Genomic DNA, 11788 nt, shown 5'->3' on the forward strand with positions numbered 1-11788 from the left:
GGGTTCGGGCTGGGGCTGGTGGCGGCGCCCGTACTGACGATGCTCGAACCAGGACTGATGCCGGGCGCCATCCAGGTCGTCAACCTGGCGATGCCGCTGTTCACGCTGGCCGTCGAATGGCGGCGGGTGGAGTGGCGGGGAGTGGGGTTCGCGCTGCTGGGCAGGGTGCCGGGCAGCGCCATCGGTGCAGTCATCATTGTCTACACATCCATATACGCCAGGAGCATTTTCGTGGCGGTCATGGTGCTGGCCGCCGTGGTGCTGACCGCCAGGGCGCTGGGCGTGCCGCGCACCGGCCTGACGATCACCTCCGCCGGGTTCGTGTCAGGCGTCACCGGCACCGCTACGGGCATCGGGGGGCCGCCCATCGCGCTGGTGTACCAGAGCGCCAAGGGCCCGCAGATCAGGGCGACGCTGGCGATGTTCTTCTGCCTGAGCGCGCTGCAATCGCTGGCGATCCTGGCGCTGGTGGACGAGCTGCCCGCACGGGCCGTGGCGACGGGGGCGGCGCTGGTCGTGCCCATGGTGCTCGGGTTCCTGGCGTCGGGGCCGCTGCGGCGCTATCTCGACGGCGGGAAGGCGCGGACGGCCGTGCTGGTGGTGGCGACCGCTTCGGCGCTCGCGTTGATCGTGCAGAACGTCGTCATGGGGTCGCCCTGACAACACCGCGGCTCAGGCCTCACCGGGGAACGCCGCGGCGGCTCAGGAGTCGCTCGCGCCGGGAGGTCAGGGACGGCTCAGGTGTTGCTCGCGCCGGGGTTTCAAGGGCGGCTCAGGTGTTGCTCGCGCCGGGGTTTCAAGGGCGGCTCAGGCGTCGCTGGCGGCGGGGCGCCAGCCGGTGCGCTGGGCCCAGGCGTCCGCGCGTCGCACGATGTCCCACACGTACGGCTCCTTGGCCGCGACGTAGTCCCGCCGCGCGTCGCGGAATCGGTCGGCGCACCGCCGTTTCGCCTCGGCGAACTCGGCCGCGGCGGCGGGGTGCGCGCGCAGGTAGTCGCGGAACAGCAGCGGCAACTGCTGGGAGAAGCTGCCGAGCTCGCGCACGTGGACGTGGGTCCTGCGGTGTCCGGGAGCCTCGCGGAAGTAGCGTTTGGTCAGCTCGGGATTGTCCGCCCGGTGGACCAGGCCGGCGAGCTCCAGCGGACGCTTGTACGCCTCGATCGGTTCGAGTGAGCGCACCGCGATCTGCACGTCGATCACGGGTTTGGCGGCCAGGCCGGGCACCGACGTCGAGCCGATGTGGTCGATCCGCGCCGCGACGGAGCCGAGCGCCGCGCGCATCGTCCGGCCGAGCGCGGCGAAGCCGGCGGGCCAGCCCGGATCGTAGTCGACGATCTCGACCGGATCTCCCATGCCCCGATTGTCGCCGACCCCCATCCCCCGCGCGCCCGAGGGCCCGGCGGCGGGCGTCGTGTTTCCTGATTGTTACTAGAAACAACAAACTACCGCGCTACTGGGTCTTCCAAAGCAGGCGATCCCGGAATACGTTGCCGCAAACAACATTCATCCGGGCCCCTCCGGAAGAAAGGACCCTGCACCATGCGCAAGGGGATCCTCAGCCTGACCGCCGCGGCAGCCGCGCTCGCTCTCGGTCTCACCGCCTGCGGGGGCGAAAGCGGTCAGACCACCTCGACGACGGCCTCCGCCACCGCCTCCGCGGCGCCGGCGGGCAAGATCGGCGTCATCCTGCCGGACAGCAAGTCCTCGGCCCGGTGGGAGACGGCGGACCGCAAGTACCTCGAAGAGGCGTTCAAAGCCGCCGGCGTCCAGTACGACATCCAGAACGCCCAGAACGACAAGACGGCGTTCCAGACCATCGCCGACCAGATGATCACCAACGGCGCCACCGTCCTGATGATCGTCAATCTGGACAGCGGCACCGGCAAGACGGTCATCGACAAGGCCAGGTCGCAGGGCGTGGCCACCATCGACTACGACCGGCTGACGCTCGGCGGCGGCGCCGCCTACTACGTCAGCTTCGACAACACCAAGGTGGGCCAGCTCCAGGGCGAGGGCCTGGCCAAGTGCCTGACCGACAAGAAGGCGGAGAAGCCGATCGTCGCCTACCTCAACGGGTCGCCGACGGACAACAACGCCACCCTGTTCAAGGCCGGGTACGACGGGGTGCTCAAGCCCAAGTTCGACGCCGGCGAGTACGTCAAGGGGCCGGAGCAGTCGGTGCCCGACTGGGACAACACCCAGGCCGGGACGATCTTCGAGCAGATGCTGACCCAGCAGCCGAAGATCGCCGGAGTGCTGGCCGCCAACGACGGCCTCGGCAACGCCGCCATCACCGTGCTGAAGAAGAACAACCTCAACGGCAAGGTGCCGGTCACCGGGCAGGACGCCACCGTCCAGGGCCTGCAGAACATCCTCGCCGGCGACCAGTGCATGACCGTCTACAAGGCCGTCAAGAAGGAGGCCGACGCCGCCGCCAAGCTCGCGGTGGCGCTGGCCAAGGGCGAGAAGCCCACGGCGAGCAGCAGCGTCAAGGACCCGGAGAGCGGCCAGGACGTGCCCGCCGAGCTGATGGAGCCCCAGGCCATCTACTTCGACAACGTCAAGGACGTGGTGGCCGACGGCTTCGTGACCAAGGAGGAACTGTGCACGGGTGACTTCGCCGAGAAGTGCACCGAGGCAGGAATCGAATAAGACCGAGGGGTACGGCCCGCGCCACGAGCGCGGCCGTACCCTCCCTTAGGGAGCCCCATGACCCCCCTCCTTGAAGTGCGCGGGATAGACAAGAGCTTCGGCCCGGTGAAGGTCCTGCACAAGGTCGAGTTCACGGCGTACGCCGGCGAGGTCACGGCGCTGGTCGGCGACAACGGCGCCGGTAAGTCGACGCTCGTCAAGTGCGTCGGCGGCATCTACCCGATCGACGACGGCGAGATCCACTTCGACGGCCGCCCGGTCCAGGTCCACAGCCCGCGCGACGCGGGCGAGCTGGGCATCGAGATCGTTTACCAGGACCTCGCCCTGTGCGACAACCTCGACATCGTCCAGAACATGTTCCTCGGCAGGGAGCGAAGGCGCGGCCCCCTGCTCGACGAGGACAGCATGGAGGAACTGGCCGAGCGCACGCTCAGCAGCCTGTCCGTGCGCACGGTGAAGTCCATCAGGCAGCAGGTCTCCAGCCTGTCCGGCGGGCAGCGGCAGACCGTGGCCATCGCCAAGGCCGTGTTGTGGAACAGCAAAGTCGTCATCCTCGACGAGCCGACCGCGGCCCTGGGCGTGGCCCAGACCGCGCAGGTGCTCGAACTGGTGCGCAGGCTGGCCGACACCGGGCTGGCCGTCGTGCTCATCTCGCACAACATGAACGACGTGTTCGCCGTCTCCGACCGGATCGCGGCGCTCTATCTCGGAAGGATGGCCGCCCAGGTCAAGACCGCCGACGTGACGCACGCGCAGGTCGTCGAACTGATCACCTCCGGCCGCAGCGGCGATCTCGGCCTCAAGAACGGGGTCACGCCATGAACAAGGTCAAGGAACTACCCGGCGAGGCGATCGTCGCGGCGACGCAGTCACCGTCGATCGGCAACAGCTTCCTCGCCTACCTGCAGCGGGTGCGGGGCGGTGACATGGGCGCGCTGCCGGCCGTGCTCGGCCTGGTGGTGCTCTGCGCGGTCTTCGCGGTCGCGCGGCCCTCGTTCGTCACCGCGATCAACTTCGCCAACCTGTTCACCCAGGGCGCCGCGATCACGCTGATCGCGATGGGGCTGGTGTTCGTGCTGCTGCTCGGCGAGATCGACCTGTCGGCCGGCTTCGCCAGCGGCGTGTGCGCGGCGGTGCTCGCCGTCACGCTGACCAGCGCGGGCCTGCCCTGGTACGTGTGCGTGGCGGCCGCCATTGTCACCGGGGTGCTCATCGGCACGGTGCTCGGCACCCTGGTCGCCAAGGTGGGCATCCCGTCGTTCGTCGTGACGCTGGCGGCGTTCCTCGCCTTCCAGGGCCTGGTCCTGGTGCTGGTCGACGAGGGCACGAACATCTCCATCAGGAACAGCGTGATCGTCGCCATCGCGAACAGGAACCTGCCGCCGTGGCTGGGCTGGGCGCTCTACGCGCTCTGCGTGGCGGTCTTCGCGGGCGTGCAGCTCAGGCGGGCGAGGACCCGCGCCAAGCGCGGCCTGACCGCCGACCCGATGTCGTTGATCGCGTTCCGCGTGGGCATGCTGGCGCTCTTCGCCGGGCTCGCGGTCTTCGCGCTGAACCTGGAGCGCAGCCGCAACCCCGAGCTCGTCTCGCTCACGGGCGTGCCGATCGTGGTGCCGCTCATCCTGGTGCTGCTGGTCGTGTGGACCGTGGTGCTGCGCCGCACCGCGTTCGGCCGGCACCTGTACGCGGTCGGCGGCAACGCCGAGGCCGCGAGGAGAGCGGGCATCCCGGTCGACCGGCTCAAGATCAGCGCTTTCGTGATCTGCTCCTCGATGGCCGCGATCGGCGGGATCGTGGCCGCGTCCAGGGCCAGCTCCGTCGACCCGAACACCGGCGGCAGCTCCGTCCTGCTGTACGCCGTCGGCGCGGCCGTCATCGGCGGCACGAGCCTGTTCGGCGGCAAGGGCAGGGTGCTGGACGCCGTGATGGGCGGCGCCGTGGTGGCCGTGATCGAGAACGGCATGGGTCTGATGGGGTATGGGGCCAGCGTGAAATACCTGGTCACCGGGTCCGTCCTGCTGCTCGCCGCGGGTGTCGACGCCATGGCGCGCAAGCGGGCGGCGGCCGCTGGATTAAGGTGATCAGCGACTCGCAGCCCCTGAAGGAACCCCAGACCATGCGTGCCGGACCCTCTCAAGAGGACATCAGACGCCACAATCTCGGCGCGCTGCTCCGGCACGTCCATCTGGGCGGGCCGATCTCGCGCGCCGAACTCACCTCGAGGATGGGGCTCAACCGGAGCACCATCATGGCCCTGACCTCCGACCTCACCGCCGCGGGGCTCGTACGCGAGGAGCTGCCGCGCGAGACGGGCCGTGCCGGGCGCCCCTCGCTCGTGGTGCGGCCGGAGTCGGCGCGGGTCTACGTGTTCGCTTTCGACGTGGGCCCCGACCGGCTCGCGGTGGCCCGCGTCGGGCTGGGCGGGGTCATCCTCGACCGCAGGGAGGTTCCGCGCGACCGCGGCCGGTTCAAGCTGGACGAGCTGGCCGCGACGCTGTCCGGGTTCGCCCGGCAGATGCGGCGCAAGACCAGGGCCGACACCGTGTGCGTCGGCGCGGCGGCGGCCGTGTCCGGCGGCGTGCGCAAGGCCGACGGCGTGGTCACGTTCGGCCCCAACCTCATGGACGAGGAGGTGCCGTTCGGAGAGGAGCTCGGCCGCAGGTTGGGCCTGGGGCTGCCCGTCAGCGTGGGCAACGACGCCAACCTGGCCGCCCTCGCCGAGCACAGCCGCGGGGTCGGCGTGGCCGTCAAGGACCTCATCTACCTGCACGGCGACGTCGGCATCGGCGGCGGGATCATCGCGGGCGGCCACCTGCTCGGCGGCCACGACGGCTACGGCGGGGAGGTCGGTCACATGGTCGTCAACCCGGGCGGGCGGGCCTGCGGCTGCGGCTCCAGCGGCTGCCTGGAGGCGGAGGTGGGGGAGCGGGCGCTGCTGGAGTCGGCCGGCCGGTTCGGCGCGCAGCAGGGCAGGGACGCGGTCAGGGCCGTGGTGGAGGCCGCGGACCGGGGCGACATCGTGGCGCAGGAGGGTCTGAAGCGGGTCGGCGAATGGCTCGGGCTCGGCGTCGCGAACCTGGTGAACATCTTCAACCCTGAGATGCTGATCTTCGGCGGGATGTTGCGGGAGATCTATCTCGGCTCGGCGGCGCAGGTGCGCACGCAGCTCACGCTGCACGCGATGGCGCCGCAGCGTGATCGGCTGCGGCTGCGCACGTCGGCTCTGGGCGACGCCGCCACCCTGGTGGGGGCGGCCGAACTCGCCTTCGCCCACGTCCTGTCCGACCCGCTGGAGGTGCTGGCCCGCGCCAACGCCTGAGGACCGCGAGGTGCTGGCCCGCGCCAACGCCTGAGGACCGCGAGGTGCTGGCCCGCGCCAACGCCTGAGGACCGCCGCGGCCGAAGGGTCAGGTGACCTGGGAGTCGCCCGCCGTCCAGGTGTCGCAGAAGCCGGTCGCCCCGCCGCGGAAGCCGCGGTCCTGCCAGAGCGCCAGGTTGCGGGGCGTGCCGTGGGTCTCGCTCTCGTCGGCCTCGCTCACCGCCTCGATCCACGTCTCCCACTCGATGCCGGGCTCGATCGAGTCCAGCGCGGCGCTGTAGAAGACGCCCGCGTAGCACTCGGCCTGCATCTCCAGCCGGTGGCTCAGCAGGGTCCGCGCGCGCCCTGAGGCCGGCTGGTACAGCGCCTCGTGCGCGCCGAGCACGCCGGTGAGCTGCTGCACGTGGTGTCCCCACTCGTGGGCGATGGAGTGCGCGATGTTCATCCTGAACGGGTCACGCAGCTCGTGCCGCATGATCCGGACGGCGATCGTCCGCTGCTCGGGGCAGTACTGGGCGCCGTTGCCGGTGATCGTGCCGCACACCGAGTCGGTTCCCGTCGTGATCGTGACTGTGGGCGGGGTGTAGGCCAGGCCGGCCACGGCGAACGTGACGGCCCAGAACCGGTCGGCGCAGTCGGCCATCGCGCGGTGGAACGACCTGAGCGAGGCCACGCTGCCCAGCCGGATCGCCGGGACGTCGCACTCCAGCGGCATGACAGCGCCGCTCATCTCGCCGGAGAGCCCGGCGTGCGCGGTCCGTTGCGCCGCGCGGGCGGGGCTCGGTACGAGCAGACCCGCGACCATGCACATGGCTACCGCTAAGTGGGATAAGCGCACGATGGCGGATCTTAGATCATCTGACGTTACGTGACGCGGTGGCCCAGGTGTTGCACGCGCCAGGCGTTCCGCGTTTGAACCCGCGTAACATCCAGGCCGCCTGCGTCGGGCCCTTGCCGTGGTCGTTCTGGGGCCAGCCCTTGGCGCCGTTCTTCCTGAACCATTCCACGGTGTAGGCCCAGTCGGCGTCGGAGACCAGGTCCGAGCCCCGCATCGTGCTCATGAAGGCGGCGGAGAAGCACTCCGCCTGGAGTTCGGACTTGCGCGAGAGCTGCAGCCGCCTGGCCTTGCCCGCCAGGGTCCTGGCCGTCCAGTAGTAGTTCCAGATGCCGGAGATCTGCTGGACGTGGTGGCCGTACTCGTGGGCGATCAACCGGGTGATCCCGAGCGGGAACGGGTTGCGCAGCTGGTCCTTGCTGATCATCAAGTACATGGTGCGGTCGGTGGAGCAGTAGACGCCGTCCGCGCCGGCGTTCCACACCCCGCAGGGCGTCTTGACTTTCCGAGTGATGATGCGCAGCCGCGGTTTGGTGAAGGTCATCTCCGCCTTGCGGAACTGCGCGCCCCACACCCGGTTCAGGCACGCGGTCACACGGCTCAGAAAGCGCCGGTACGCGGTGATGCTCCTGGCAGGCAGGGTGCCGGGCCGGCAGTTCACGTCGGTGAGGCGCCCGGTCTTGTAGAGCGGATTCCGCGTCGCCATCGCCCGGCCCAGGTCTGGCGCCCCGGCCTGCCGGCCCGAGGCCCGGGAGGGCGGGGCGGCGAGCTGCTGGGCCTCGTTGCGTAACCCGTCCGCCGTCATGGTCACGTCCACCAGAACGAGCACCAGACCGGCCGCTGCCAGGGCAAGAGCGAGCGCGGCCGCCACGAGTGCTGCGAGTTTAGTTTTGGGGACGGAGTTCATAGGTACCGAAAGAGTAGGTCAAGATCGGACATACCGGGGTGGGTTTGACTCGATGGAGTCAGTGAGGCGTCCGCGAACTACACTCGGGGAATCGGCGGACAAGAGCAGAGGGGAGTCGGATCCGTGAGCGGGTTGCTGGGCTCGGTAAAGGGACCGCAGGACGTCAAACGGCTCGCTGTGGAGGAGTTGCCGCGGCTCGCGGGGGAGATCCGTGACCTGCTCGTCGACTCGTGCGCGAAGTACGGCGGCCATCTCGGCCCCAACCTCGGCGTGGTCGAGCTGACCATCGCCGTGCACCGGGTCTTCGACTCGCCCGACGACCCCGTCGTCTGGGACACCGGCCACCAGGCGTACGTGCACAAGCTGCTCACCGGCCGCGCGTCCGGGTTCGACGCCCTCAAGCAGGAGGGCGGCCTGTCGGGCTATCCGAGCCGGGCCGAGTCCGACCACGACTTCGTCGAGAACTCCCACGCCTCGACCGCGCTGTCCTACGCCGACGGCCTGGCCAAGGCGTTCAAGCTGCGCGGCGAGCGCGACCGCACGGTCGTCGCGGTGATCGGCGACGGCGCGCTGACCGGCGGCATGGCCTGGGAGGCGCTCAACAACATCGCCGCCGCCAAGGACTTGCCCGTCGTCATCGTGGTCAACGACAACGGCCGCTCCTACTCGCCCACCATCGGCGGCCTGGCCTCCCACCTGTCCTCGCTGCGCGTCAACCGCCACTACGAGGACGTCCTCGAATACGTCAAAGACAAGATCGGCAACGTTCCCGTCCTCTACGACGCGCTCCACGGCTTCAAGAAGGGCGTCAAGGACGTCATCGCGCCGCAGGTGATGTTCGAGGACCTCGGCCTGAAATACGTCGGGCCCATCGACGGCCACGACGAGCAGGCCATGGAGGCGGCCCTGCGCAAGGCCCGGGGCTTCCGCGGTCCCGTCATCGTGCACGCGCTCACCCAGAAGGGCCGCGGCTACGCCCCCGCCGAGGACCACGACGAGGACCAGTTCCACTCGCCCGGCGCCTTCGACCGGCTCACCGGCGCGGAGAAGCCCAAGGGCCGCATCTGGACCAACGTGTTCAGCGAGGAGCTCGTCCGGCTCGGCAAGGAGCGCGACGACCTCGTCGCGATCACCGCGGCCATGCTCCACCCGACCGGCCTCAACGCGTTCGCCGAGGCCTATCCCGACCGCATCTACGACGTCGGCATCGCCGAGCAGCACGCGCTCACCAGCGCCGCGGGGCTCGCCCTCGGCGGCATGCACCCGGTGGTGGCCGTCTACGCCACCTTCCTCAACCGCGCGTTCGACCAGCTCCTCATGGACGTCGCCCTGCACCGGCTCCCGGTCACCGTCGTGCTCGACCGGGCGGGCGTCACGGGTGACGACGGCGCCAGCCACAACGGCATGTGGGACCTGTCCATCCTCCAGGTGGTGCCCGGGCTCAGGGTCGCGGTGCCGCGCGACGGCGACCGGCTGACCGAGCTGCTGCGCGAGGCCGTGGAGGTCTCCGACGGCCCGACCGTGCTGCGCTTCCCCAAGGGCCCGGTCGCCGAGGCGCTCGACGCGGTGGGCCGGCTGGGCGAGATGGACGTGCTGCGCGCCCCGAAGGACGACCCGGAGGGCGAGCACGCGGCCGAGCCCGACGTGCTGCTGGTCGGCGTGGGCCCGATGGCGCAGGTCTGCATGGACGCGGCGGTCCTGCTCGACGCCCAGGGCATCGCGACGACCGTGGTCGACCCCCGCTGGGTCAAGCCTCTCGACGAGGCGCTCGTCCCGGCGGCGAAGGAGCACAAACTGGTGGCCGTCGTCGAGGACAACGGCCGGGTGGGCGCGGTGGGCGACGCCGTGGCCCGGCTGCTGCGCGACGCCGACGTCGACGTGCCCGTCCGCACCTTCGGCATCCCGCAGGAGTTCCTCGACCACGCCAAGCGGGCCGCGATCCTCGGCCGGATCGGCCTCACCGGTCAAGACCTCGCCCGCCAGATCACCGAGTCGGTCGCCAAGCGCGCCCAATCCGCCGAGCCCGCCCGCCGCTGAACACCTTCGGGGGCGGGCCTCGGCGGCGCATGATGGCCGAGGGCGTGGGAAGGATCGCTGAGCGTGGACATCTTTCGCACGAAGAGCGTCGAGCAGTCGATCCGCGACACCGAAGCCCCCGAACACCAGTTGCGCAAGCGCCTGACCGCCACGGACCTGACGGTCTTCGGCATCGGCGTGATCGTCGGTACGGGGATCTTCGTGCTCACGGGACAGGTCGCCAAGGAACTGGCCGGCCCGGCGGTGGCGATCTCCTTCATCGTCGCCGCCGTCGTGTGCGCCCTTGCCGCGCTGTGCTACGCCGAGTTCGCCTCCACGATCCCGGTGGCCGGCTCCGCCTACACCTTCTCCTTCGCCACCCTGGGGGAGTTCCCCGCCTGGGTGATCGGCTGGGACCTGGTCCTGGAGCTGGCGCTGGCCGCCGCCGTGGTGTCGGTGGGCTGGGCGGGCTATTTCGCCTCGATGCTGGCGTCCGTCGGCATCGAGCTGCCCGCCACGATCGCCGGTGACGACCCCGTGGTCAACCTGCCCGCCATCGTCATCGTCGCCGTCCTCACGACGATCCTGGCGGTCGGCATCAAGCTGTCGTCGCGCGTCAACCTCATCCTGGTGATCACCAAGGTCGCCGTGGTGCTGCTGGTCATCGTGGCCGGGCTGTTCTTCATCAACGGGGCCAACTACACGCCGTTCATCCCCGAGCCGGTGCCCACGCCGCGCGTGGAGGGCCTGAAGGCGCCGCTCATCCAGCTGGTGTTCGGCATCACGCCGGTCGCGTTCGGCGTGATCGGCATCTTCTCTGCCGCGGCGATCGTGTTCTTCGCGTTCATCGGCTTCGACATCGTGGCCACCGCCGCGGAGGAGACCGTCACACCGCAGCGCGACGTGCCGCGCGGCATCCTCGGCTCGCTGGCGATCTGCACGGTCCTGTACGTCGCCGTCTCCCTCGTCGTCGTCGGCATGCAGCGCTACAGCGAGCTGAGCACGTCGGCGCCGCTGTCGGACGCCTTCATCGCGGTCGGCCAGCCGTGGCTGGCGGGGATCATCAGCGTGGGCGCGCTGGCCGGGCTGACGACCGTGGTGCTCGTGCTGCTGCTGGGCCAGACCCGGGTGCTCTTCGCGATGTGCCGCGACGGGCTGCTGCCGCGCCCGATGGCCAAGGTCAACCCGCACTTCGGCACGCCGGTCCGGCTCACGATCCTCATCGGGCTGGTGACGATGGCGCTGGCCGGATTCGTGTCGTTCGGCGAGCTGGCCGAGCTGGTGAACATCGGCACGCTCTTCGCGTTCGTCGTGGTCTCGATCGGCGTGATCGTGCTCAGGCGCACCAGGCCGGACCTGCCGCGGGCGTTCAAGGCGCCGCTGGTGCCGGTCCTGCCGATCCTGTCGGTGCTGGCCTGCGTCTACCTGATGCTCAACCTGCCGGTGCAGACGTGGCTGCGGTTCGTCATCTGGATGATCATCGGCGTCGTGCTCTACTTCGCGTACGGCTACTGGCACAGCAGGACGGCGATGCCCTGGCAGAAAGCCGGCCGCTGAGCACCACCGCTGGGCAACATCGGGGGTGGGGCGCGGGCCACCCCCGTGACGGGCCCCGTGCCGGGGTCAGAGCGCGGCCACGGCCCCGGTCGCTGCCTTGGCCTGGCAGCCGTTGGCGAAGACCTTCCCCCACTTCACCGTCTTGCCGTACCACCGGCCGACGACACCGACCACGTGCGGCCGGAACTCCTTCGTGCACGCGGCGTCGGGCGAGACGTTGAGCTTGGCCGGGTCGCCCCCGACCCGGCGCAGCTGGCGGCAGGCCGTGCGGGCGTCGGGGTGGGAGCCCCCGGTGGGCGCGCAGTGGAGCCAGGCGGTCTTCGTGGCCCCGCCCTTGACCGAATTGACGATCTTGAGCTGCACCTTGGGGTCGCGCGCCGCCACGGCGGGCGACGACGCGCCCGCCAGGAGGACTCCGCAGAGCGCGATGGTGCCGGCTGCTCTCATCATGGTTACTCTCCGTTCGTTGGACGGCACCAAACGCTACGGCTGAGGAGGGCGC

At 70.2% G+C, this 11788-nt stretch carries 11 protein-coding genes; 7 read left to right on the forward strand and 4 right to left on the reverse strand.

Translation table 11 applies throughout. From position 1 onward, the window contains the following. The coding region (locus E1292_RS24165; protein WP_132597497.1) for a sulfite exporter TauE/SafE family protein at window positions 1-660 on the forward strand (660 nt) is incomplete at its 5' end. Between the two features lie 147 nt (window positions 661-807). Here E1292_RS24165 and E1292_RS24170 read toward each other — a convergent pair. Beyond that, on the reverse strand, window positions 808-1353 hold the full coding sequence (locus E1292_RS24170) for a GrpB family protein (protein ID WP_132597498.1): 546 nt from the start codon (window positions 1351-1353) through the stop codon (window positions 808-810). Between the two features lie 186 nt (window positions 1354-1539). Here E1292_RS24170 and E1292_RS24175 point away from each other — a divergent pair, with 186 nt between their 5' ends. Genes E1292_RS24175 through E1292_RS24190 form a run of 4 tightly spaced genes read left to right on the forward strand, consistent with a single transcriptional unit; the run spans window position 1540 to window position 5971 of the window. Continuing rightward, complete coding sequence (locus E1292_RS24175; protein WP_132597499.1) at window positions 1540-2652, forward strand: sugar ABC transporter substrate-binding protein; 1113 nt, start codon at window positions 1540-1542, stop codon at window positions 2650-2652. 57 nt (window positions 2653-2709) lie between these two features. Beyond that, a complete protein-coding gene (locus E1292_RS24180) occupies window positions 2710-3474 on the forward strand; it encodes an ATP-binding cassette domain-containing protein (RefSeq protein ID WP_132597500.1) in 765 nt (254 codons plus the stop codon). Then, complete coding sequence (locus E1292_RS24185) at window positions 3471-4733, forward strand: sugar ABC transporter permease (protein ID WP_132597501.1); 1263 nt, start codon at window positions 3471-3473, stop codon at window positions 4731-4733. Before E1292_RS24180 ends, E1292_RS24185 begins: the two co-directional genes overlap by 4 nt. A gap of 35 nt (window positions 4734-4768) precedes the next feature. Next, entirely contained in the window at window positions 4769-5971 is a 1203-nt protein-coding gene (locus E1292_RS24190) for an ROK family transcriptional regulator (protein ID WP_132597502.1), read from the forward strand. Window positions 5972-6059: 88 nt separating this feature from the next. Here the strand turns inward: E1292_RS24190 and E1292_RS24195 are convergent, their stop codons facing one another. Next, window positions 6060-6776 carry a neutral zinc metallopeptidase gene (locus tag E1292_RS24195; protein ID WP_165974708.1) on the reverse strand — a complete coding sequence of 239 codons (717 nt, stop codon included), beginning with the start codon at window positions 6774-6776 and terminating at the stop codon, window positions 6060-6062. 49 nt (window positions 6777-6825) lie between these two features. Next, window positions 6826-7713, reverse strand: a complete 888-nt coding sequence (locus E1292_RS24200; protein ID WP_132597504.1) for a neutral zinc metallopeptidase — start codon at window positions 7711-7713, stop codon at window positions 6826-6828. Window positions 7714-7845: 132 nt separating this feature from the next. Between E1292_RS24200 and dxs the strand changes: the two genes are divergently transcribed. Together dxs and E1292_RS24210 are read left to right on the forward strand one after the other, a co-directional pair. Further along, entirely contained in the window at window positions 7846-9750 is a 1905-nt protein-coding gene (gene dxs / locus E1292_RS24205; RefSeq protein WP_132597530.1) for a 1-deoxy-D-xylulose-5-phosphate synthase, read from the forward strand. 63 nt (window positions 9751-9813) lie between these two features. Beyond that, on the forward strand, window positions 9814-11286 hold the full coding sequence (locus E1292_RS24210) for an amino acid permease (RefSeq protein WP_132597505.1): 1473 nt from the start codon (window positions 9814-9816) through the stop codon (window positions 11284-11286). A gap of 66 nt (window positions 11287-11352) precedes the next feature. On the opposite strand, the gene E1292_RS24215 is transcribed toward E1292_RS24210, so the two are convergent. Then, window positions 11353-11736, reverse strand: a complete 384-nt coding sequence (locus tag E1292_RS24215) for an SSI family serine proteinase inhibitor (RefSeq protein WP_132597506.1) — start codon at window positions 11734-11736, stop codon at window positions 11353-11355. Between the last annotated feature and the right edge of the window lie 52 nt (window positions 11737-11788).

This window comes from Nonomuraea deserti, assembly GCF_004348685.1.
Classification (GTDB): Bacteria; Actinomycetota; Actinomycetes; order Streptosporangiales; family Streptosporangiaceae; genus Nonomuraea; species Nonomuraea deserti.

Excerpts from the sequence above, each read along its gene's own strand:
- E1292_RS24215 (WP_132597506.1), bottom strand. The coding sequence starts at position 11,736 with ATGATGAGAGCAGCCGGCACCATCGCGCTCTGCGGAGTCCTCCTGGCG.
- E1292_RS24180 (WP_132597500.1), top strand. The coding sequence starts at position 2,710 with ATGACCCCCCTCCTTGAAGTGCGCGGGATAGACAAGAGCTTCGGCCCG.
- E1292_RS24195 (WP_165974708.1), bottom strand. The coding sequence starts at position 6,776 with ATGGTCGCGGGTCTGCTCGTACCGAGCCCCGCCCGCGCGGCGCAACGG.
- E1292_RS24175 (WP_132597499.1), top strand. The coding sequence starts at position 1,540 with ATGCGCAAGGGGATCCTCAGCCTGACCGCCGCGGCAGCCGCGCTCGCT.
- E1292_RS24170 (WP_132597498.1), bottom strand. The coding sequence starts at position 1,353 with ATGGGAGATCCGGTCGAGATCGTCGACTACGATCCGGGCTGGCCCGCC.
- E1292_RS24200 (WP_132597504.1), bottom strand. The coding sequence starts at position 7,713 with ATGAACTCCGTCCCCAAAACTAAACTCGCAGCACTCGTGGCGGCCGCG.
- E1292_RS24190 (WP_132597502.1), top strand. The coding sequence starts at position 4,769 with ATGCGTGCCGGACCCTCTCAAGAGGACATCAGACGCCACAATCTCGGC.
- E1292_RS24185 (WP_132597501.1), top strand. The coding sequence starts at position 3,471 with ATGAACAAGGTCAAGGAACTACCCGGCGAGGCGATCGTCGCGGCGACG.